Genomic DNA, 21,651 nt, shown 5'->3' with positions numbered 1-21,651 from the left:
TCACGGGCATATGGAGAAAAATAATGAGTCAAACGTCATCAAATCCGGCGACCCTACGCTTGCCGTTTAAAGAAAAACTTGCCTATGGGATGGGTGATTTAGGCTCCAATATCCTGCTGGATATTGGTACGCTTTATTTACTTAAGTTTTATACCGATGTGCTGGGTCTACCGGGCACGTATGGCGGTATTATTTTCCTGATCGCCAAATTCTTTACCGCCTTCACCGATATGGGCACCGGGATTATGCTCGACTCGCGGCGTAAAATCGGCCCGAAAGGCAAGTTCCGTCCATTCGTGCTCTATGCCGCGTTTCCGGTGACCCTGCTGGCCATCGCCAACTTTGTCGGCACGCCGTTTGAAATCACCGGTAAGACGGTGATGGCGACGGTGCTGTTTATGCTGTACGGCCTGTTCTTCAGCATGATGAACTGTTCGTATGGCGCGATGGTGCCCGCCATTACCAAAAACCCGGATGAGCGCGCCTCGCTTGCCGCCTGGCGTCAGGGCGGCGCCACGCTCGGCCTGCTGCTGTGCACCGTCGGTTTTGTTCCGGTGATGAATCTGATCGAAGGGAACGCACAGCTAAGCTATATTTTCGCCGCCACGCTGTTCTCACTGTTTGGCCTGCTGTTTATGTGGCTCTGCTACGCAGGCGTCAAAGAGCGTTATGTGGAGGTAAAACCGGTTGAAGCGACCGAAAAACCGGGGCTGCTTCAGTCGTTTCGCGCCATTGCCGGGAACCGTCCGCTGTTCATTTTATGTATCGCGAATCTCTGCACCCTGGGCGCTTTCAACGTTAAGCTGGCGATCCAGGTGTATTACACCCAGTACGTACTGAATGACCCGATCCTCCTCTCCTGGATGGGCTTTTTCAGCATGGGCTGCATTTTCATCGGCGTCTTTTTAATGCCCGGCGCGGTAAGACGCTTCGGCAAGAAAAAGGTCTACATCGGCGGCCTGCTGGTTTGGGTTATCGGCGATCTTCTCAACTACTTCTTTGGCGGCGGCTCGGTCAGTTTTGTCGCGTTTTCCTGCCTGGCGTTTTTCGGTTCAGCGTTTGTGAACAGCCTGAACTGGGCGCTGGTCTCCGACACGGTGGAATACGGTGAATGGCGCACCGGCGTGCGTTCAGAAGGAACGGTATACACCGGTTTTACCTTCTTCCGTAAGGTGTCTCAGGCGCTGGCGGGCTTCTTCCCCGGCTGGATGCTGACCCAAATCGGCTACGTGCCCAATGTGGTGCAATCGGCAGGCACTGTCGAAGGTTTGCGGCAGCTGATCTTTATTTATCCGTGCGCGCTGGCGGTGATAACCATCATCGCAATGGGATGTTTCTACAACCTCAACGAGAAGATGTATGTCCGCATCGTTGAAGAGATAGAAGCCCGTAAACAAACGGCTTAACAATGATAATAAAGGCGCCCTTCGGGGCGTTATTGAGGAGCGATTATGTCTGACCATGATCCGCTGACGCTAAAACTGAGCCTACGGGAAAAATATGCCTATGGCATGGGTGACTTCGGCTCAAATTTGATGCTGTGTATCGGTACGCTGTATCTGCTTAAGTTTTATACCGATGAACTGGGGATGCCCGCATATTACGGTGGGATTATCTTTCTGGTGGCGAAATTCTTTACCGCGTTCACCGATATGTTGACGGGAGTGCTGCTGGATTCCCGTCGTCATATTGGCGCTAAAGGTAAGTTTCGCCCTTTCATTCTGTATGCATCATTTCCTGTCGCGCTGGTTGCCAGCGCGCAGTTTCTCGCCACCGATTTTACGCTGACGGTCAAAACAGCGCTGGCAACCGTACTGTTCATGCTGTTTGGCCTGTTTTACAGCCTGATGAATTGCTCATACGGGGCGATGGTGCCCGCTATCACCAGAAACCCGCATGAGCGCGCCCAACTCGCAGCATGGCGTCAGGGCGGCGCAACGCTCGGTCTGTTGCTGTGTACCGTTGGCTTTATGCCGATTCAGGCGCTCTTTACCCAGTCATCTTCTCTGGGTTATCTGGTAGCCGCGCTGATTTTCTCCGTTTGCGGCCTGTTCAGTATGTGGTGGTGTTTCAGCGGGGTGAAAGAACGGTATATCGATATCGTTCCGGCTCACCATAAGCCCAGCATTCTTAAATCCTTCTGTGCGATTTTCCGCAATCCGCCGCTGCTGGTGCTCTGCGTGGCCAACTTATGTACGCTGGCCGCGTTTAACATCAAACTGGCGATTCAGGTCTATTACACCCAGTACGTGCTGAACGACATCCATTTGCTGTCATGGATGGGATTTTTCAGTATGGGGTGCATTCTGGTCGGCGTACTGCTGGTACCCGTAACCGTAAAACGGTTTGGGAAAAAGCAGGTCTATCTCGGCGGCCTGACGCTGTGGGCTATCGGCGATGTGCTGAACTTTCTCTGGGGCGGAACCTCTTTCCTGTTCGTGATCTTCTCCTGCATGGCGTTTTTCGGCACCGCGTTCGTTAACAGCCTGAACTGGGCGTTGGTTCCTGATACGGTCGATTACGGCGAATGGAAAACAGGCATTCGTGCGGAAGGGTCGGTCTATACCGGTTATACCTTTTCACGAAAAATTTCTGCGGCGCTGGCGGGTTTCTTGCCCGGCATTATGCTGACGCAAATTGGCTACGTGCCGAACATAGCGCAAAGCGCGGAGACGTTACTTGGCCTGCGTCAGTTGATATTTCTCTGGCCATGCGGCCTGGCGATTATCGCTGCACTCACAATGGGCTTTTTTTATAAGCTCAATGAAAAACGTTTTGCTTTTATTATTGAGGAAATTAGCCAACGAAAGAAACAATCGATACAAACCGGCGTTGTAAGCCATTAAAAAACCTCTGTTCTAATTAAATAAAATAATTGCCGCTCTATCCATTTCGATGGATAGCGGCTCCCTACGCTTAAAAAATGGATTTACTATGAAAACGTTGAACACAATAATGCTGTTATCCTCTGTTATCTCCACTTCTGTTTTTGCGGGCGCGTATGTGGAAAACCGCGAAGCCTATAATCTGGCATCCGATCAAATGGAATTCATGCTGCGCGTTGGCTACAACTCCGATATGGGGGCTGGAATTATGTTAACCAACACCTATACGCTACAGCGTGATGATGAATTAAAGCATGGCTATAATGAAATTGAGGGTTGGTATCCGTTATTTAAACCGACGGACCGGTTAACCATTCAACCCGGTGGTCTGATAAACGATAAAAGCATCGGTTCTGGCGGCGCTGTTTATCTGGACGTCAATTATAAATTCACGCCGTGGTTTAACCTGACGGTTCGTAACCGTTACAACCATAATAACTACAGTTCTACTGATTTAAATGGTGAATTAGATAATAACGATAGCTATGAAATCGGCAACTACTGGAATTTCATCATTACTGATAAATTTTCTTATACCTTTGAGCCACACTATTTTTATAATGTGAATGATTTTAACAGCAGCAACGGAACCAAACACCACTGGGAAATTACCAATACTTTCAGATACCGGATTAACCAGAACTGGCTGCCGTACTTAGAGTTACGTTGGTTGGATCGCAATGTGGAGCCCTACCATCGGGAGCAAAACCAGATTCGTGTCGGGGTAAAATATTTCTTCTGAACAGGATAATAAAAAAGCCGCTGAAATCAGCGGCTTTTTGTTGCCGGATGGCGGCTAACGCCTTATCCGGCCTACGAATCGGAGTTATCAGGCCGATTTTGTAAGCCCGTATTACTCTTCTTTCGCGCCACGCATTGCACGACGACGATCGTTTTCCGTCAGGTGACGTTTACGAATACGGATAGAGGTTGGAGTCACTTCTACCAGTTCGTCGTCATCGATGAACTCCAGAGCCTGCTCCAGGGTCATCTTGATCGGCGGAACCAGAACCGTTGCTTCGTCAGTACCAGACGCACGCATGTTGGTCAGTTTCTTACCGGTCAGGCAGTTTACGGTCAGGTCGTTAGAACGGCTGTGAATACCGATGATCTGGCCTTCGTAAACTTCCGCGCCGTGACCCAGGAACAGCTTACCGCGATCCTGCAAACCGAACAGTGCGAACGCAACCGCTTTACCCTGACCGTTGGAGATCAGTACGCCGTTCTGACGCTGGCCCACTTCGCCCGGACGGATATCGTCGTAGTGGCTGAAGGTGGAGTACAGCAGACCCGTACCGGAGGTCATGGTCATGAACTCTGAACGGAAACCGATCAGACCTCGGCTTGGGATCACGTAGTCAAGACGTACGCGGCCTTTGCCATCTGGATTCATGTTTTTCAGGTCGCCTTTACGCTCGCCCAGCGCCTGCATCACAGAACCCTGATGCTGCTCTTCGACATCCAGCGTGACGTTTTCGTACGGCTCCTGTTTACGGCCGTCGATTTCGCGGAAGATAACTTTCGGACGGGAAACCGCCATCTCGAAACCTTCACGACGCATGTTTTCAATCAGAACGGACAGGTGCAGTTCACCACGACCGGATACACGGAACGCGTCCGCATCTTCGGTTTCTTCAACGCGCAGCGCAACGTTGTGTACCAGTTCTTTGTTCAGACGCTCAAGGATCTGACGAGAGGTCACGTATTTACCTTCTTTACCGCAGAACGGAGAGGTGTTTACGCAGAAGAACATAGAAACGGTCGGCTCATCAACAGACAGCGCTGGCAGCGCTTCAACATTCTGCGGATCGCAGATGGTGTCGGAGATGTTCAGCTCGCCCAGACCGGTGATTGCAATGATATCGCCCGCTTCCGCCAGGTCGCTATCAATACGTTCCAGACCCAGGTGAGTCAGCACTTTGCCCACTTTACCGTTACGGGTTTTGCCTTCGCTATCGATGATAGTGATCTGCTGGTTCGGCTTCACTTTACCGCGCTTGATACGACCAATGCCGATAACGCCAACATAGTTGTTGTAGTCCAGCTGAGAGATCTGCATCTGGAGCGGGCCGTCCAGGTCAACGTCCGGTGCCGGTACGTGGTCAACGATCGCCTGATACAGCGGGGTCATGTCTTCCGCCATATCTTCGTGATCCAGACCTGCGATACCGTTCAGCGCCGAAGCGTAGATGATCGGGAAGTCCAGCTGTTCGTCGGTCGCGTCGAGGTTAACGAACAGGTCGAATACCTGGTCTACAACCCAGTCAGGGCGCGCGCCAGGACGGTCAACTTTGTTGATAACAACAATCGGCTTCAGGCCATGAGCAAAGGCTTTTTTGGTCACGAAGCGCGTCTGCGGCATCGGGCCGTCAAATGCGTCAACCACCAGCAGCACGGAGTCTACCATGGACATTACACGTTCAACTTCACCACCGAAGTCGGCGTGTCCAGGGGTATCAACGATGTTGATACGGTAATCATTCCATTTGATAGCAGTGTTTTTAGCGAGGATGGTAATCCCACGCTCTTTCTCCAAATCGTTGGAGTCCATCACACGCTCTTGAGTTTCGGCACGCGCATCAAACGTACCGGATTGCTGTAGCAGCTTATCGACCAGGGTAGTTTTACCGTGGTCAACGTGCGCGATGATGGCGATGTTACGCAAATTTTCGATCACAACTTTGCCTCAGGCATTAGAAATAGCGCGTTATTGTACACGGATTAATCGCACTACAAAACAGGATCACAGAGATCCTCCGCAAACAAGTATTGCAGAGTTTCTTTGTGATCGCTTTCACGGAGCGTTAAAAGGGTCACTCACTGTCCATTGCACCAACATGGTGCTTAATGTTCACATTAAAGCACTATATTGGTGCAACATATCCACTATGGTGCGGCCCTTTTGCACGATGGTGCGCATGATAACGCCTTTTAGGGGCAATTTAAAAGTTGGCACAGATTTCGCTTTGTATTTTTTACGGCGACACGGCCAATTTTTGCAGAATTGAAGACTTCGTTACCACGACGACAATGACCAATCCGGGAGAGTTAAGTATGTCCGCTGAACACGTTTTGACGATGCTGAATGAGCATGAAGTGAAGTTTGTTGATTTGCGCTTCACCGATACCAAAGGTAAAGAACAGCACGTCACGATTCCTGCTCATCAGGTGAATGCCGAATTCTTTGAAGAAGGCAAAATGTTTGACGGCTCCTCGATCGGTGGCTGGAAAGGTATCAACGAATCCGACATGGTTCTGATGCCGGACGCATCCACTGCGGTCATTGACCCGTTCTACGCTGATTCTACGCTGATTATTCGTTGCGACATCCTGGAGCCAGGCACCCTGCAAGGCTACGATCGCGACCCGCGTTCCATCGCCAAGCGCGCGGAAGAGTACCTGCGCTCTACCGGCATCGCAGACACCGTTCTGTTCGGGCCAGAGCCAGAGTTCTTCCTGTTTGACGATATCCGCTTCGGTTCTTCTATCTCCGGTTCCCACGTCGCTATCGACGATATCGAAGGCGCATGGAACTCCTCCACCCAGTACGAAGGTGGCAACAAAGGTCACCGTCCGGCAGTAAAAGGCGGTTACTTCCCGGTTCCGCCGGTAGACTCTTCTCAGGACATCCGTTCTGAAATGTGTTCCGTTATGGAGCAAATGGGTCTGGTTGTAGAAGCACACCACCACGAAGTGGCAACCGCAGGTCAGAACGAAGTGGCAACCCGCTTCAACACCATGACCAAAAAAGCGGACGAAATTCAGATCTACAAATACGTTGTGCACAACGTCGCTCACCGTTTCGGTAAAACTGCGACCTTTATGCCAAAACCGATGTTCGGCGATAACGGTTCCGGTATGCACTGCCACATGTCCCTGTCCAAAAACGGGACTAACCTGTTCTCCGGCGACAAATATGCGGGTCTGTCTGAGCAGGCGCTGTACTACATCGGCGGCGTAATCAAACACGCAAAAGCGATCAACGCCCTGGCGAACCCGACCACCAACTCCTACAAGCGTCTGGTCCCGGGTTATGAAGCACCGGTCATGCTGGCCTACTCCGCCCGTAACCGTTCTGCCTCTATCCGTATTCCGGTTGTGGCCTCTCCGAAAGCGCGTCGTATCGAAGTGCGCTTCCCGGACCCGGCTGCGAACCCGTACCTGTGCTTTGCCGCTCTGCTGATGGCGGGTCTTGACGGTATTAAGAACAAGATCCACCCAGGCGAAGCGATGGACAAAAACCTGTATGACCTGCCGCCGGAAGAAGCGAAAGAGATCCCACAGGTTGCAGGCTCTCTGGAAGAAGCGCTCAACGAGCTGGATATTGACCGCGAATTCCTGAAAGCAGGCGGCGTGTTCACTGATGAAGCGATCGACGCGTACATCGCCCTGCGCATTGAAGAAAATGACCGCGTGCGCATGACGCCGCACCCGGTAGAGTTTGAGCTGTACTACAGCGTTTAATCGTTGAGTTGCCGTGGAACTTTTGGCCTGTTCAGGCAGGTTTGAGATTGATGGCGAATGATAAGACGCCTGATGGCGTAAGCTTATCAGGCCTACCGGTAACATCACCTTGTAGGCCGGATAAGGCAAAGCCGCCATCCGGCACAACGTTTGCCACTCATCTGTAGCCCATCACACGATGGGCTTTTTTCTCCACCAACGTTCTGATCCCACGCGCTTTTTACACGTAAAAAGCTATAATGCACTAAATTGGTGCAAACTATTCCAGGAGACTGCTAAATGGCAACAGGCACGCAGCCCGATGCTGGGCAGATCCTCAATTCTTTAATCAACAGCATCTTACTGGTCGACGACGAGCTGGCGGTGCATTACGCCAACCCGGCCGCACAACAGTTGCTCGCCCAAAGCGCCCGCAAGCTGTTTGGTACGCCGCTGCCTGAGCTGTTGAGCTATTTTTCATTAAATATTGGGCTGATGCGCGAAAGCCTGGAAGCGGGTCAGGGATTTACGGACAACGAAGTCACGCTGGTGATCGACGGACGCTCTCATATTCTCTCGCTAACCGCCCAGCGCCTGCCGGATAACTTCATCCTGCTGGAAATGGCGCCGATGGATAACCAGCGTCGCCTGAGCCAGGAACAGCTTCAGCATGCCCAGCAAATCGCCGCCCGCGACCTGGTGCGCGGTCTGGCGCATGAGATCAAAAACCCGCTTGGTGGTTTACGCGGCGCGGCCCAACTGCTCAGTAAAGCCCTGCCTGACCCGGCGTTGCTGGAGTACACCAAAGTCATTATTGAGCAGGCCGACAGGTTGCGCAATCTGGTTGACCGACTGCTGGGACCGCAACAGCCGGGTATGCACGTCACGGAGAGTATCCACAAAGTCGCAGAACGCGTCGTCGCACTGGTGTCGATGGAGCTGCCGGAGAACGTCACGCTGATTCGTGATTACGACCCCAGTCTACCGGAACTGCCTCACGACCCGGACCAGATTGAACAGGTCCTGCTGAACATCGTGCGTAACGCCTTACAGGCGTTAGGGCCGGAAGGCGGTGAAATCATTCTGCGTACCCGTACCGCATTCCAGCTGACGTTGCATGGCGTGCGTTATCGCCTGGCGGCACGCATCGACGTTGAGGACAACGGGCCGGGTATTCCGTCCCATTTACAGGACACGCTGTTTTACCCGATGGTCAGCGGCCGTGAAGGCGGCACCGGGCTGGGCTTATCCATTGCCCGTAATTTGATTGATCAGCATTCCGGCAAAATTGAATTTACCAGTTGGCCGGGTCATACCGAGTTCTCGGTTTACCTGCCTATCAGGAAATAAAGGTGACGTTTATGCAACGAGGGATAGTCTGGGTAGTCGATGACGATAGTTCCATCCGTTGGGTGCTTGAACGTGCGCTCGCCGGAGCGGGATTACATTGCACCACATTTGAAAGCGGCAACGAAGTGCTGGACGCGCTGGCGAGTAAAACGCCGGATGTCCTGCTGTCGGATATCCGTATGCCGGGAATGGACGGACTGGCGCTGTTAAAACAGATCAAACAGCGTCACCCCATGCTTCCGGTCATCATAATGACGGCGCATTCCGATCTCGATGCCGCCGTCAGCGCTTATCAACAAGGCGCGTTTGATTATCTGCCAAAGCCTTTTGATATTGACGAAGCGGTCGCGCTGGTTGAACGCGCGATCAGCCATTATCAGGAGCAGCAACAGCCGCGCAATGTCCAGATCAACGGCCCAACAACCGATATCATCGGCGAAGCGCCCGCGATGCAGGATGTCTTTCGCATTATTGGCCGCCTCTCACGCTCGTCTATCAGCGTGCTGATCAACGGCGAGTCCGGGACCGGTAAAGAGCTGGTCGCCCATGCGCTGCATCGCCATAGCCCACGCGTTAAAGCTCCCTTTATCGCCCTGAATATGGCGGCTATTCCGAAGGATTTGATCGAGTCCGAACTGTTTGGTCATGAAAAAGGGGCGTTCACCGGGGCGAATACCATTCGTCAGGGGCGCTTTGAGCAGGCCGACGGCGGCACGCTGTTTCTCGATGAGATCGGCGATATGCCGCTGGATGTGCAGACGCGTTTGCTACGCGTCTTAGCCGATGGGCAGTTTTACCGCGTTGGTGGCTATGCGCCGGTGAAGGTTGATGTGCGGATTATCGCCGCCACCCATCAGAACCTGGAATTACGCGTACAGGAAGGTAAGTTCCGTGAAGATCTGTTCCACCGCCTGAACGTGATTCGCGTACATTTGCCGCCGCTGCGCGAGCGTCGGGAAGATATTCCACGCCTGGCGCGGCATTTCCTGCAAGTGGCTGCCCGCGAACTGGGCGTCGAAGCCAAATTGCTCCACCCGGAAACCGAAGCGGCGCTGACGCGTCTGGCCTGGCCTGGCAACGTGCGTCAACTGGAGAATACCTGCCGTTGGTTAACGGTGATGGCCGCCGGACAGGAGGTTCTGATTCAGGACTTACCCGGCGAGCTGTTTGAAGCCACGGTGCCAGACAGCCAGTCGCACATACAGTCAGACAGTTGGGCCACATTGCTGGCGCAGTGGGCGGATCGCGCGTTGCGTTCCGGTCATCAAAACCTGCTTTCTGAAGCGCAGCCTGAGCTGGAGCGTACGCTGTTAACCACCGCGCTGCGTCATACCCAGGGGCACAAACAGGAAGCGGCACGGCTGCTGGGATGGGGTCGTAACACCCTGACTCGCAAGCTAAAAGAGCTGGGTATGGAGTGACGATTCGTCGTTGTGTAAAGATTAATATTTAAGCGCAAATTGCCGTTATTTTGCGCTTTACTGTTCCGATGAGTTGAGTATGATCATGCCCGGCAAACAGGGGGAATCATCATGCTGGAATCATTAATCAATCTGGTATCGAGCGGAGCGGTCGACAGCCACACGCCACAAACTGCGGTTGCCGCAGTGCTGTGTGCAGCGCTGGTTGGGCTGTTTAGCTAAATGCGTGCCGGATGGCGCTACCGCTTATCCGACCTACGGTTGATGTTAACTTGTAGGCCCGGTAAGCGGTAGCGCCACCGGGCAACGCCACTAAATCACCCGTGAGAACTGCTGCATCCGCGCTTTCTGGCGCAGATAAGCATCAAAGCACATACAGATGTTACGGATCAGCAGACGGCCTTTCGGCGTAACCTGAATCCCCTTATCATCCACATCCACCAGCCCATCTTTCGCCAGCGGCGCCAGCAGCGCTAAATCTTCCGCAAAGTACGCCGCGAAGTTGAGATCCCACTGCTGTTCAACCGCTGCGTAATCGAGACGGAAGTTGCAGATCAGCGACTTAATAATATCCCGACGAATGCAGTCATCGCGGGTCAGCACAATGCCGCGCCATAACGCATTCCCCAGCTCATCCACCTGCTGATAGTAGTGCTTCAGCTCTTTCTGGTTCTGCGCGTAGCTGTCGCCAATCATACTGATGGCGGAAACGCCTAACCCCAGCAGGTCCGTATCGCCCTGAGTGGTATAGCCCTGGAAGTTACGATGCAGAACGCCTTCACGCTGGGCAACGGCTAGTTCGTCATCCGGGCGGGCAAAGTGATCCATCCCGATGAACTGATAGCCCGTCTCCGTCAGCGACGAGATGGTCTCTTGCAGGATATCGAGTTTTTGCTGCGCGCTGGGCAGGTCGGCCTCTTTGATTTTGCGCTGAGCGGCGAATAACGTGGGCAAATGAGCGTAGTTAAAGACACTCAGGCGATCGGGGCTCAGCTCTGCCACGCGTCTGAGCGTAAAGGCGAAGCTTTCCGGCGTTTGCTTTGGCAGCCCGTAAATCAGATCGATATTCGTCGAGGTGAAGCCTATCTCGCGCGCATGATTGAGCAGCGAGAAGATAAACTCTTCATCCTGCTCGCGGTTAACCAGACGCTGAACGTCTTTATTGAAGTCCTGCACTCCCATACTCAGGCGGTTAAACCCTTGCGCGCGTAAATGATCGAGCACATCCAGCTCAATTTCACGGGGATCGACTTCGATCGAGATTTCGACGTCGTCGTTAAAATGAAAGTTTCCACGCAGAAGCGTCATTAACCGACTGATTTGCGCTTTATTCAGGTACGTTGGCGTTCCGCCGCCCCAGTGCAGTTGACTAACGCGACGTCCGGCAAACAGCGGCGCGCGATGAATAATTTCTTGTTCAAGCGCATCGAGATATTGGTCGGCCTTATGCTGCTGGCGGGTCACAATCTTGTTGCAACCGCAGAAGTAGCACAATTTATGGCAAAACGGGATATGAACGTACAGAGACAGCGGACGTTCAGGGTAACGCGCCACAGCGTGCTGAAATGCCTCTTCGCCGTAGTCTTCCGAAAACTCCAGCGCTGTGGGATACGAGGTATATCGTGGCCCGGAATAGTTATATTTCTGGATCAGGGCCAGATCCCAGTCTATCAACTGTTCAGACATGCTCACTCCTTCCGATGGCGTCGCTGGCGGGTACGGCGTACCGGCTTTACCCCACTACGGGTAATAAACCGGTTGCGCAGCCACTTCTGCCGCCGCGACAACCGCTGTAGTTTAACGAATAACCACACCAGATAACATACAACCGGAAGGGTTATAAGCAGGACGGGAAGGCCCACGGTGTAAACCCGTTAGTTGCCGCCCCGGAGCAGGCGCATCATATCTTCCTGCTTTTCGTCCTCTTCCTCTTCTTCATCGTCATCATAAGAGAGGCCCAACTTCTGCATCAGCTCATCAATACGATCCAGTTTGGCATCTACCCAGGTTTGGTCTTCCGCACTCAGGGTTTCGCCTGCTTCCAGACGTTCCAGCAGCGCATCCAGGCGCTCATCCGTTTCCAGTAAATCCAACTCAGCCTGCGGTGAAAGCATAGGTTTCTCACTCTTCGGTTTGTGCTGTTTGGTGACTTTTTCGGTCACACCCAGGGGAATGGGGGTTTTACTGCCAATTCGTGGATCTTTCTGCTTGTTCTGGTTTTTACCGCCTGAAGCCGCGTTGTCACCTGTCGCACGGCTCCCCGCCGCATGACCACGGTGTTTTTTCTGACGCTTACGGTCGCGCGCTTCCTGATTCAGCTCTTCGCGTGTTTTACGACGCGCTTTTGCGGGACCTTTACCGCGTGGTGTAGAAGTTGATTTCATAGTGATTCGTCTTTGGCTGTTTTAGTCAGTATATACTCTAAATAATTCGAGTTGCAGGAAGTCAACGCACATGCAACCTGAAGTATGACGAGTTTCATTTGCCGCGGAATCTAGCAGAAACCCTATAAAGAAAAAAGGCGACAGAGTAATCTGTCGCCTTTTTTGCTGTCTAACAACCCTAACGGGCTCTACGATCCCTGTTGGCTACCAACACGCCCTGTTTTTCCCTTAGCCTGAAACATTCCGTGTTGTTTCCATTTCCTTTTACTAACGTCTCCGAACGTTTGTCTTCCTGACAAATCCTGCGTCTTCGCCTCCTGGCGCTCCTGACCCTCATCCTGAGTCGTAATCCTGACAGCTTCCTCGCTATGGATGCTACTTTACTCTTCTGGCATAAACGCACAAGTAATCGAAACGCGAATGTCCACTTTTCAGAATATTGCCTGAAACATAACGTTATGATTTTATTATTTTATCTTAATTTTCGGTCTGCGCTTACTCTGAAATTTCGCATAAGAACAATCGGCAATGTCTCACAAAGAGCATGGTTTTAGCTTACACACATCCCGCATGCTGAAAAATCCGTCTTTTGCCGCTGTTCAGGTATAATCGCTGCAAAGCTTTGACTGACGGAGACGACCGCTTTGACTAATTTGAATTATCAACAGACGCACTTTGTGATGAGTGCGCCTGATATTCGCCATTTACCTTCCGATACCGGAATCGAAGTGGCTTTTGCTGGCCGTTCCAATGCAGGCAAATCCAGCGCGCTGAACACGCTTACGAATCAGAAGAGCCTGGCGCGTACATCCAAAACACCGGGCCGTACTCAGCTCATCAACCTGTTTGAGGTGGTTGAAGGCAAACGTCTGGTTGACCTGCCCGGCTATGGCTATGCAGAAGTCCCGGAAGAGATGAAGCGTAAGTGGCAACGCGCGCTGGGCGAATATCTGGAAAAACGTCAGAGCCTGCAAGGCCTGGTGGTACTGATGGATATCCGTCACCCGTTAAAAGATCTCGACCAGCAGATGATCCAGTGGGCCGTAGAGAGCAACATTCAGGTTCTGGTTTTACTCACCAAAGCGGACAAACTGGCCAGCGGCGCACGTAAAGCGCAGCTGAATATGGTGCGTGAAGCGGTACTGGCCTTTAACGGCGATGTGCAGGTAGAAACGTTTTCTTCCCTGAAGAAGCAAGGCGTGGATAAATTACGTCAGAAACTGGATAGCTGGTTTAACGATCTGGCTCCCGTGGAAGAGACGCAGGACGGGGAATAACCCACCGATATGCCGGATGGCGCCGCTGCGCGTCTTATCCGGCCTACAGTTCTTTATTCTTGCTCTAAGGCGGCAACACAGCAAATCCTCAGGAGCTTACATAAGTAAGTGACTGGGGTGAGCGACAAATCTGTCTGGAACAGATTTGAACGCCGCGAAGCGGCGGCCCGTAAGGGTGAGGCTCATGGATGAACCGAGTAATTCGAAGCCAACGCGTATGCAGCTTGAAGTATGACGAGCAAAATAAAAAACGCCCCAGTCATTACTGACTGGGGCGGCTAAAATATTCAGCCAAATCCGATTACGTGAAGTAAAAGGTCTGAAAGATAGAACATCTTACCTCTGTACCCTACGCGAATAACTTTACTCTTTTTTGAGCAGCTCAGAAAGCACTTTTTGTAATTTTTTTTCATTCTTTACATAGGGAATTCTAATGATCATCACAAAACGTTCTATCTTATGTTGCTTAGTTACGAAAAAAGCGCGTTATTCAGTAAAGCCTTAGTGCGCCTGATCCCAGTTTTCGCCGCTACCCACTTCCACCAGCAACGGCACATCAATACGCGTGCAGTTTTCCATCAGTTGATGGATCTTTTTCGATACCACGTCGAGATCATCTTTATGCACTTCGAACACCAGTTCATCGTGTACCTGCATGATCATACGCACGCGCGGCTGTTCATCTTGCAGCCATTTATCGACGGCAATCATAGCGCGCTTGATGATGTCTGCTGCCGTCCCCTGCATCGGAGCGTTGATGGCGGCACGTTCCGCACCGGCACGACGCGCAGCATTGCTGGATTTAATATCCGGCAAGTAGAGACGACGCCCTTCCAGCGTTTCAACATAACCTCGCTCTTTTGCCTGAGCGCGCGTGCGTTCCATATATTCCAGTACGCCAGGGTAGCGTTCGAAGTAGAGATCCATGTACTTCTGCGCCTCTTTGCGCGGAATATTGAGCTGACGCGCCAGACCGAATGCGCTCATGCCGTAGATCAGACCAAAGTTAATCGCTTTGGCGCTGCGGCGCTGTTCAGCCGTAACGCTCTCCAGCGGCAGTCCAAACACTTCAGCAGCCGTCGCCCGGTGGATATCTTTTCCTTCGGCAAAGGCGGTTAACAGACCTTTATCGCGGGAAAGGTGCGCCATAATACGCAGTTCAATCTGCGAGTAGTCCGCTGATGCGATGACGTAATCTTGCGGAGCGATAAACGCCTGACGAATACGGCGCCCTTCCTCGTTACGTACCGGAATATTTTGCAGGTTAGGATCGGTAGACGATAAACGCCCCGTCGCGGTCACCGCCTGATGATAAGAGGTATGCACTCGCCCGGTTTTCGGGTTGATCATCAGCGGGAGTTTATCGGTGTAGGTCGATTTCAGCTTCGCCAGCCCGCGATATTCCAGAATCACCTTCGGCAGCGGATAGTCCAGCGCCAGCTCTTCCAGCACCTCTTCCGAGGTGGACGGCGCACCGCCCGGCGTTTTCTTCAGCGGCTTAATACCCTGTTTTTCAAACAGAATGGTTTGCAACTGTTTGGTAGAAGAGAGGTTAAATTCTTCTCCGGCGATCTCATGCGCCTTCTTCTCCAGCTCCGCCAGACGCAGCGTGATCTCCTCTGAATGCTTGTGCAGCACGGCAGGGTCGATTTTTACACCGTTACGCTCTACGCGGGAAAGCACCGGCACCAGCGGCATTTCGATATTCTCGAAGACATTCAGCGGCCCTTTGTACTGCTGTAGCTCTGGCCACATTTTCAAATGCAGCTGTAACGTAACGTCCGCATCTTCTGCGGCATAACGTCCGGCCTCTTCCAGGGCAATCTGGTTAAAGGTCAGCTGATTTTTACCTTTACCGGCAATCTCTTCAAAAGTGATGGTCTTATGCTTCAACCAGCGTTCGGACAGGCTGTCCATGTCGTGGCGGCCAGCAACGCTGTTCAGAATGTAGGATTCGAGCATAGTGTCAAAAGCAATACCACGCAGCTCAATGCCATAGTTCTGCAATACGCCGCGATCGTACTTCAGGTTTTGCCCAACCTTACGCGCCTTCTCATCTTCCAGCAGCGGCTTCAACAGCTCCAGCGCTCGCTCGCGGGAAATCTGATCGGGCGCATCCAGGTAGTCATGCGCCACAGGAACATAGGCCGCCACGCCCGGTTCAATAGCAAAAGAGAGACCAACCAGATTCGCCGCATGGTTATCCAGGCTGTCCGTTTCGGTATCAAATGCAAAAACGGGCGCCTTTTTCAGCGTCTCAATCCAGCTTTCCAGCGTCGCTTCATCCAGGATGGTGACGTAGTTATCGTAAGAAAGCGCGGTCGCAGGCACGTCTGGCGTTTCATCAATAACAATGGATTCCTGCGGTTTTGCTGCGGGCTTCGCACCTTTCGCCTGTAGCCATTTACCCGCTTCCACATCGGTGGTCCAGCGCTTAAATTCATATTTCTTAAACAGGCCAAGCAACTCTTCAGCCGCTGGCTGTTGTACTTCAAGCTGATCGCAGCTTAGCTCCAGTTCGACATCCGTTTTGATGGTAGCCAGTTGATAAGAGAGGTAAGCCACCTCTTTATTCTGCTCAAGCTTCCCGGCCATGGTTTTCGCGCCACGGAAGGTTAAGCCCGCAATTTTATCTGATTCGGCATACAGGGTATCCAGCCCGCCTAACCCCTGAAGGAGCGCCTGGGCGGTTTTTTCACCCACGCCCGGCACGCCAGGAATGTTATCGGAAGAGTCGCCCATCAGCGCCAGGAAATCGATGATCAATTCGGGTGGAACACCGTACTTGTTCACGACCTCATCCGGGCCCAGAATCGTATTGGTCATGGTATTAATCAGCGTGATATTTGGCGTCACCAGCTGGGCCATATCTTTGTCACCGGTGCTGATCAGCACCGGACGGCCCACCTTCTCGGCTTCACGCGCCAGCGTACCGATAACGTCGTCCGCTTCCACGCCCGAAACAGCCAGCAGCGGCAGGCCCATCGCTTTTACCATCGCATGCAGCGGTTCAATCTGCGCACGCAGGTCATCAGGCATCGGCGGGCGATGCGATTTGTAATGTTCAAATAACTCATCACGGAAGGTTTTACCCTTGGCATCAAATACCACTGCGGCATGCGTCGGTTGATACTGCATAATCAGGCTGCGCAGCATGTTGAGAACACCGTACATCGCCCCTGTAGGCTCCCCTGCGCTGTTCGTCAGAGGAGGAAAGGCGTGATACGCGCGATAGAGATAAGATGAGCCATCTACAAGGATAAGTGGGTTTTCTGGGATCTGAACCATAATGTCCGTGCCTGTTTATCAGATTATGGGTAAAGGATGCCACAGACAGGATGAAAACATGAGTTTTTCGCCGCATTTGTCGAAAAAGTTTTGTAGATCTTCTGGATCGCTCGCAAAGCGAACTGTGGATAACTTTGTGCATAAATTATTACATTTCATTTAATTTCATCCTGATGATTTAATTTTCATTAAACTTACTCTTATTTTTCAATACGTTAATTAAATCACCAGAACTTTATCCCATTATTCAGCGTCATCTCAGTGTGTGGATAGATATCAATATTTTTTCTGTTTCGCTAAGACCCGTCATTTGATGCGTTTTCTGATAAAATCAGCCCCTTGCGTCTCTTTCGCGCACTATTTATGGCTAACCCGTTGAATAATTTAATTATGACAAGAATACTCGCTGCGATAACGCTGTTGCTGAGTATCGTATTGACCATTTTGGTCACTATTTTTTGTTCTGTGCCGATCATCCTTGCCGGGATCGTGAAGCTCCTTTTGCCCATTCCTGTCGTCTGGCGCAAGGTATCCGTTTTTTGTAATTTCATGATGTACTGCTGGTGTGAAGGGTTGGCGCTGCTGCTACATCTCAATCCGTGGCTTAAATGGGACGTGGAAGGGCTGGAAGGCCTGAACAAGAAAAACTGGTATCTGCTTATTTGTAACCATCACAGTTGGGCCGATATCGTGGTGCTTTGCGTTCTGTTCCGTAAGCACATTCCAATGAATAAATACTTTCTTAAGCAGCAGTTAGCCTGGGTGCCGTTTATCGGCCTGGCCTGCTGGGCGCTGGATATGCCGTTTATGAAACGCTACTCGCGCGCTTATTTGCTCCGTCATCCCGAACAACGCGGTAAAGATGTAGAAACAACCCGCCGTTCTTGCGAGAAATTTCGCGCGCATCCCACAACGATCGTAAATTTTGTCGAAGGTTCGCGTTTTACCGAAGAGAAACGTCGGCAAACTCGCTCGCCATATAAAAACCTTCTCCCACCAAAAGCGGCGGGGATCGCGATGGCGCTAAACGTCTTAGGGTCTCAGTTTGATAAGCTGCTCAACGTTACCCTCTGCTACCCGGAAAACGATCGGAAACCATTCTACGATATGTTGAGCGGTAAACTGACGCGCATCGTGGTACGTATCGATCTGGAGCCGATTAAAGAAGAGCTGCACGGTGACTATGTGAACGACAAAGGATTCAAACGCCGTTTCCAGCTTTGGTTGAATGCACTCTGGAATGAAAAAGACGAACAGATAGAAAAGATTAAAGCGGAAAACAAAAACGCCGGTCAATGACCGGCGATTTTTTTATTTCTTTTCAACCAGATGTTTCACGGTATCGGCGTACTGTTGTACGAAGATATCCATGCTGCTGGTATCCATCCCTTGCGGGTTAACCTGATATTTGCCGTTTACAAACATCGCCGGTACACCCTGAAGCTGGAGATCAGCGGCCGCTTTTTCTTGCTGCGCAACCAGTGATTTCACCACGAAGCTGTTCCATGCCGCATCGTAGTCTTCACCTTTCACACCCGCATCAACGAATACTTTGCGAATATCGGCAGCAGACTGAACGGTCTGGTTTTTCTGTACTGCTTCAAACATCGGCGCAGTGATTTTATCTTCTACGCCCAGTGCCATCGCCACAGCCCATGCCTGCGTCAGGTCCTTACCCAATGGGCCCAGGAACTCAACGTGGTATTTGGTCATTTTGGTGCCTTCAGGCAGCTTTTTCTTCACGTTATCAGAAACGTGCAGCACTTCTTCAAACTGATAGCAGTGCGGGCAGTAGAAGGAGAAAAACTCCAGAACCTGAGGCTCGCCAGCAACGGGCTTATCCAGTGTGATGTATTGCTTACCATCACTGAACTGCGCTGCCGATGCGCTAAAAGCTAAAATCATACCAGCCAGCGCCAGCCAAATCTTTTTCATGATCAACTCTCTCCTGATGTGTCCGTTTAATACATTGGCGTTAATTGTAAAGGGGGTTCTTGCAGCACTTTTGCCTGCTCAAGAAATGTCGCAGTCTGCCGTTGCCAGTAATCTTCCCCGGTTAACCACGGGAAATTTTTAGGAAACGCAGGATCAGCCCAGCGACGCATCAGCCAGGCAAGATAATAAACCAAACGCATCGCGCGTAAAGGCTCAATAAGTTCTATTTCAGCGGTATCGAACTCACTAACTTCTTCATAAGCCTCGATAATCGTTTCAAGCTGCATCCGCTGCTCGGCTTTATCGCCATTCAGCAGCATCCACAGATCCTGAACGGCAGGGCCATTGCGGGCATCATCTAAATCAACAAACAGCGGGCCATCGCGCCAGAGGATATTTCCGGCATGACAATCCCCGTGTAAACGCAGCGTCTCAAAACGGGTATGCCAACGTTCGGTAACGGCGGCAATAAGAGTGTCCGTCGCGTTCAGGAAAGCCGCTTTTTGCCCCGCGGGAATCAGTGATGAGTCTTCGAAAAGTTTACGAGGTTCAATGAGATACTCTTCCAGGCCCATTGTCGGCCGGAAGGCAAAAGAATGTTTACGCCCGGTCTGATGCAGGCGACCCAGATAGCGTCCTACCGCCTCCATCTGATCGATATTATCCGCTTCGAACTGCCGCCCGCCGACGCTTGGGAAAATCGCGTAGTGGAATCCCTGGTGGTTCAGTAGCGTCTGGCCATTGAGGACAAGCGGCGCCGCGACCGGCACCTCATCTTTTACCAGTTCCAGTGCAAACTGATGCTCTTCCCGTATTTGATCGGCAGACCAACGCTCAGGGCGATAAAACTTAACGACAAAGCGCCGACGGTCTTCGTCCTGAAACTGATAGACGCGGTTTTCATAGCTGTTGAGCGGGGTAAGACCGGAATCCACCCGGATTCCCTGTTCAAACAGCGCATCCATGATGGTATCCGGGTGTAATGTCTGGAAAGTAAAAGCGTTATCGTTCATCCCATCATCCGGAAAATACTACGAATGATTCAGGATATCATTTTGTGGCGATTTCGGTGGCGCCGCTTACAAGGTTTTACTCTTTAATCACGCCGCGTGCGCGTAATAGCGCCGTTTTGAAATCTTCTTCATAATCTTTCTGAATGCCAGGAATCACCGCATCTTTTGCGGAGTCACGCATTTTCAGGTGATAGATCAGAATGTCGTCGGTTAAATCCGCCAGTTCGCCGTCAAAACCTGACTCTTTCGCCAGTTTCTGTAAAAATTGCAGCAGATTAAGATCGGGCTCTTTCTGCCAGGCTGGTTGCAGGAGTTCAATGACTTCATTCAGGCGTTTACATTTCATGGCTGTGCTCCTTAATTTGATGTAGATACGTTAGCAGGGTCAATCCCACAATAAAAGAGGCGATATCAGTGAATCTGGAGAGTGCAATAACGGGGGTTGTGCTGGCAGGCGGTAAGGCCAGGCGAATGGGGGGGGCAGATAAGGGTCTGCTTGAGCTGGATGGCAAACCACTCTGGAAGCATGTTGCTGATACGCTGGCGTCTCAGCTTGAAACCGTCGTGATTAACGCGAATCGCCATCAGGATATTTATCAACAAAGCGGTCTGAAAGTGATCCCCGATTCACTGGCCGATTTTCCGGGGCCTCTGGCGGGTATGTTGTCTGTTTTACAGCAAGAGAAGGGAGACTGGTTTCTGTTTTGCCCTTGTGACACGCCTTACATTCCCCGCAATCTGGTTGCGCGTTTAAAAGCTCAGCGTAATAACGCGCCTGTCGTATGGGTTCACGACGGCGAGCGGGACCACCCGACAATTGCACTGGTTAATCGCTCCGTAGCACCTTTCTTACAGGAATATCTCCGGTCAGGTGAACGGCGAGTCATGGTCTTTATGCGCCAGGCCGGTGGTCATGCTGTTGATTTCAGTGATTTTAAACAGGCATTTGTGAATGTGAATACGCCGGAAGAACTCGCCAGATGGCAGGAGAAATCATGATCCCACTACTCGGCATAGCCGCATGGAGCGGCACCGGTAAGACTACGCTGCTCAAGAAATTGATTCCAGCGTTATGCGCCAGAGGGGTTCGCCCAGGATTAATTAAGCATACCCATCACAATATGGACGTAGATAAGCCCGGAAAAGACAGTTACGAGTTACGCAAGGCAGGCGCAGCACAAACGCTTGTCGCCAGTCAGCAACGTTGGGCGCTGATGACAGAAACACCGGAAGAACCTGAGCTGGATTTAACGTATCTGGTGAGTCGAATGGATGCTTCTAAGCTGGATATAGTGCTTGTTGAAGGTTTTAAGCACGAAGCGGTGGCGAAGATCTTATTATTCCGACAGGGGTGTGGGCATGAAGTGGATGAGCTGACCATTGATGAACATGTGATCGCCGTCGCCAGCAACATTCCGCTTTCCCTGGACGTCCCGCTATTAGATATCAATGATATACCACAGATCGCTACATTTGTTTTGCGTTGGCTGGGACGATAGTACGCGGGCAGCACAGGTTTTTTACAGGCGGGATAAGGCGCAGCGTCATCCGGCAGAACAGCGCATATATGCCGGGCGCATGAACGCAAAAAGGCCATCCCTCAGGATGGCCTCTTCACTTAATTAATGCCTGGCAGTTCCCTACTCTCGCATGGG

General features: G+C 51.7%; 19 protein-coding genes and 1 pseudogene. 11 read left to right on the top strand and 9 right to left on the bottom strand.

Features of this window, described 5'->3' with window-relative positions; all coding sequences use genetic code 11:
* Nucleotides 1-23 precede the first annotated feature (23 nt).
* From OGX81_RS00120 to ompL, 3 genes are all read left to right on the top strand, one after another.
* Nucleotides 24-1,406, top strand: a complete 1,383-nt coding sequence (locus OGX81_RS00120) for an MFS transporter (RefSeq protein ID WP_012133934.1) — start codon at nt 24-26, stop codon at nt 1,404-1,406.
* A gap of 45 nt (nt 1,407-1,451) precedes the next feature.
* Nucleotides 1,452-2,846, top strand: a complete 1,395-nt coding sequence (locus OGX81_RS00115; RefSeq protein ID WP_012133935.1) for an MFS transporter — start codon at nt 1,452-1,454, stop codon at nt 2,844-2,846.
* An 88-nt stretch (nt 2,847-2,934) separates the two neighbouring features.
* On the top strand, nt 2,935-3,627 hold the full coding sequence (ompL, locus tag OGX81_RS00110; RefSeq protein ID WP_024130675.1) for a porin OmpL: 693 nt from the start codon (nt 2,935-2,937) through the stop codon (nt 3,625-3,627).
* A 111-nt stretch (nt 3,628-3,738) separates the two neighbouring features.
* On the opposite strand, the gene typA is transcribed toward ompL, so the two are convergent.
* Nucleotides 3,739-5,562: a ribosome-dependent GTPase TypA gene (gene typA, locus OGX81_RS00105; protein ID WP_012133937.1), complete on the bottom strand. Its 1,824-nt coding sequence runs from the start codon at nt 5,560-5,562 to the stop codon at nt 3,739-3,741.
* A gap of 377 nt (nt 5,563-5,939) precedes the next feature.
* On the opposite strand from typA, the gene glnA reads away from it, so the two are divergent.
* The 4 genes from glnA (at nt 5,940) to OGX81_RS00085 (ending at nt 10,321) form a co-directional block, all read left to right on the top strand.
* Entirely contained in the window at nt 5,940-7,349 is a 1,410-nt protein-coding gene (gene glnA / locus OGX81_RS00100; protein WP_024130676.1) for a glutamate--ammonia ligase, read from the top strand.
* Nucleotides 7,350-7,628: 279 nt separating this feature from the next.
* A complete protein-coding gene (glnL, locus tag OGX81_RS00095; protein WP_047459914.1) occupies nt 7,629-8,678 on the top strand; it encodes a nitrogen regulation protein NR(II) in 1,050 nt (349 codons plus the stop codon).
* Between the two features lie 11 nt (nt 8,679-8,689).
* The gene (glnG, locus tag OGX81_RS00090) at nt 8,690-10,099 is read left to right on the top strand and encodes a nitrogen regulation protein NR(I) (RefSeq protein WP_012133942.1); all 1,410 of its coding nucleotides are present in this window, start codon (nt 8,690-8,692) and stop codon (nt 10,097-10,099) included.
* 111 nt (nt 10,100-10,210) lie between these two features.
* Nucleotides 10,211-10,321, top strand: coding sequence for a YshB family small membrane protein (locus OGX81_RS00085; RefSeq protein WP_096753919.1), 111 nt, complete (start codon nt 10,211-10,213; stop codon nt 10,319-10,321).
* A 90-nt stretch (nt 10,322-10,411) separates the two neighbouring features.
* Here OGX81_RS00085 and hemN read toward each other — a convergent pair whose 3' ends face one another.
* From hemN to OGX81_RS00070, 3 genes and pseudogenes are all read right to left on the bottom strand, one after another.
* Nucleotides 10,412-11,785: an oxygen-independent coproporphyrinogen III oxidase gene (hemN, locus tag OGX81_RS00080; RefSeq protein WP_012133943.1), complete on the bottom strand. Its 1,374-nt coding sequence runs from the start codon at nt 11,783-11,785 to the stop codon at nt 10,412-10,414.
* Nucleotides 11,786-11,973: 188 nt separating this feature from the next.
* Nucleotides 11,974-12,483, bottom strand: a complete 510-nt coding sequence (yihI, locus tag OGX81_RS00075) for a Der GTPase-activating protein YihI (protein ID WP_012133944.1) — start codon at nt 12,481-12,483, stop codon at nt 11,974-11,976.
* A gap of 178 nt (nt 12,484-12,661) precedes the next feature.
* Nucleotides 12,662-12,886: pseudogene (locus OGX81_RS00070) on the bottom strand (hypothetical protein).
* Nucleotides 12,887-13,127: 241 nt separating this feature from the next.
* Between OGX81_RS00070 and yihA the strand changes: the two are divergent.
* Complete coding sequence (yihA, locus tag OGX81_RS00065) at nt 13,128-13,760, top strand: ribosome biogenesis GTP-binding protein YihA/YsxC (protein ID WP_024130677.1); 633 nt, start codon at nt 13,128-13,130, stop codon at nt 13,758-13,760.
* 287 nt (nt 13,761-14,047) lie between these two features.
* On the opposite strand, the gene spfP is transcribed toward yihA, so the two are convergent.
* Together spfP and polA are read right to left on the bottom strand one after the other, a co-directional pair.
* Complete coding sequence (gene spfP / locus OGX81_RS22080; protein ID WP_071892919.1) at nt 14,048-14,095, bottom strand: small protein SpfP; 48 nt, start codon at nt 14,093-14,095, stop codon at nt 14,048-14,050.
* A 166-nt stretch (nt 14,096-14,261) separates the two neighbouring features.
* Nucleotides 14,262-17,048 carry a DNA polymerase I gene (polA, locus tag OGX81_RS00060; protein ID WP_049009351.1) on the bottom strand — a complete coding sequence of 929 codons (2,787 nt, stop codon included), beginning with the start codon at nt 17,046-17,048 and terminating at the stop codon, nt 14,262-14,264.
* Nucleotides 17,049-17,411: 363 nt separating this feature from the next.
* Here polA and yihG point away from each other — a divergent pair, with 363 nt between their 5' ends.
* Nucleotides 17,412-18,347, top strand: a complete 936-nt coding sequence (gene yihG / locus OGX81_RS00055; protein WP_047459928.1) for a 1-acylglycerol-3-phosphate O-acyltransferase, YihG family — start codon at nt 17,412-17,414, stop codon at nt 18,345-18,347.
* 12 nt (nt 18,348-18,359) lie between these two features.
* On the opposite strand, the gene dsbA is transcribed toward yihG, so the two are convergent.
* From dsbA to OGX81_RS00040, 3 genes are all read right to left on the bottom strand, one after another.
* On the bottom strand, nt 18,360-18,983 hold the full coding sequence (gene dsbA / locus OGX81_RS00050; RefSeq protein ID WP_012133950.1) for a thiol:disulfide interchange protein DsbA: 624 nt from the start codon (nt 18,981-18,983) through the stop codon (nt 18,360-18,362).
* A 26-nt stretch (nt 18,984-19,009) separates the two neighbouring features.
* A complete protein-coding gene (locus OGX81_RS00045) occupies nt 19,010-19,996 on the bottom strand; it encodes a serine/threonine protein kinase (protein ID WP_104867948.1) in 987 nt (328 codons plus the stop codon).
* A gap of 76 nt (nt 19,997-20,072) precedes the next feature.
* The gene (locus OGX81_RS00040) at nt 20,073-20,342 is read right to left on the bottom strand and encodes a YihD family protein (RefSeq protein ID WP_012133952.1); all 270 of its coding nucleotides are present in this window, start codon (nt 20,340-20,342) and stop codon (nt 20,073-20,075) included.
* A 68-nt stretch (nt 20,343-20,410) separates the two neighbouring features.
* Here OGX81_RS00040 and mobA point away from each other — a divergent pair, with 68 nt between their 5' ends.
* The gene (gene mobA / locus OGX81_RS00035; RefSeq protein ID WP_060815954.1) at nt 20,411-20,995 is read left to right on the top strand and encodes a molybdenum cofactor guanylyltransferase MobA; all 585 of its coding nucleotides are present in this window, start codon (nt 20,411-20,413) and stop codon (nt 20,993-20,995) included.
* The gene (gene mobB / locus OGX81_RS00030; RefSeq protein ID WP_104867949.1) at nt 20,992-21,495 is read left to right on the top strand and encodes a molybdopterin-guanine dinucleotide biosynthesis protein MobB; all 504 of its coding nucleotides are present in this window, start codon (nt 20,992-20,994) and stop codon (nt 21,493-21,495) included. Before mobA ends, mobB begins: the two co-directional genes overlap by 4 nt.
* The last annotated feature ends 156 nt before the right edge of the window (nt 21,496-21,651 follow it).

Source organism: Citrobacter sp. CK206 (assembly GCF_030333125.1).
In the GTDB taxonomy this organism is placed as follows: domain Bacteria; phylum Pseudomonadota; class Gammaproteobacteria; order Enterobacterales; family Enterobacteriaceae; genus Citrobacter_B; species Citrobacter_B koseri.
This window is presented reverse-complemented; position numbering and strand designations above follow the sequence as displayed.

What these genes read in the sequence shown, in the direction of transcription:
- OGX81_RS00045 (WP_104867948.1), bottom strand. Translation starts at nt 19,996, where the DNA reads ATGAACGATAACGCTTTTACTTTCCAGACATTACACCCGGATACCATC.
- glnG (WP_012133942.1), top strand. Translation starts at nt 8,690, where the DNA reads ATGCAACGAGGGATAGTCTGGGTAGTCGATGACGATAGTTCCATCCGT.
- OGX81_RS00040 (WP_012133952.1), bottom strand. Translation starts at nt 20,342, where the DNA reads ATGAAATGTAAACGCCTGAATGAAGTCATTGAACTCCTGCAACCAGCC.
- glnL (WP_047459914.1), top strand. Translation starts at nt 7,629, where the DNA reads ATGGCAACAGGCACGCAGCCCGATGCTGGGCAGATCCTCAATTCTTTA.
- yihI (WP_012133944.1), bottom strand. Translation starts at nt 12,483, where the DNA reads ATGAAATCAACTTCTACACCACGCGGTAAAGGTCCCGCAAAAGCGCGT.
- hemN (WP_012133943.1), bottom strand. Translation starts at nt 11,785, where the DNA reads ATGTCTGAACAGTTGATAGACTGGGATCTGGCCCTGATCCAGAAATAT.
- yihG (WP_047459928.1), top strand. Translation starts at nt 17,412, where the DNA reads ATGGCTAACCCGTTGAATAATTTAATTATGACAAGAATACTCGCTGCG.
- glnA (WP_024130676.1), top strand. Translation starts at nt 5,940, where the DNA reads ATGTCCGCTGAACACGTTTTGACGATGCTGAATGAGCATGAAGTGAAG.
- OGX81_RS00115 (WP_012133935.1), top strand. Translation starts at nt 1,452, where the DNA reads ATGTCTGACCATGATCCGCTGACGCTAAAACTGAGCCTACGGGAAAAA.
- polA (WP_049009351.1), bottom strand. Translation starts at nt 17,048, where the DNA reads ATGGTTCAGATCCCAGAAAACCCACTTATCCTTGTAGATGGCTCATCT.
- OGX81_RS00085 (WP_096753919.1), top strand. Translation starts at nt 10,211, where the DNA reads ATGCTGGAATCATTAATCAATCTGGTATCGAGCGGAGCGGTCGACAGC.
- ompL (WP_024130675.1), top strand. Translation starts at nt 2,935, where the DNA reads ATGAAAACGTTGAACACAATAATGCTGTTATCCTCTGTTATCTCCACT.
- OGX81_RS00120 (WP_012133934.1), top strand. Translation starts at nt 24, where the DNA reads ATGAGTCAAACGTCATCAAATCCGGCGACCCTACGCTTGCCGTTTAAA.
- mobB (WP_104867949.1), top strand. Translation starts at nt 20,992, where the DNA reads ATGATCCCACTACTCGGCATAGCCGCATGGAGCGGCACCGGTAAGACT.
- dsbA (WP_012133950.1), bottom strand. Translation starts at nt 18,983, where the DNA reads ATGAAAAAGATTTGGCTGGCGCTGGCTGGTATGATTTTAGCTTTTAGC.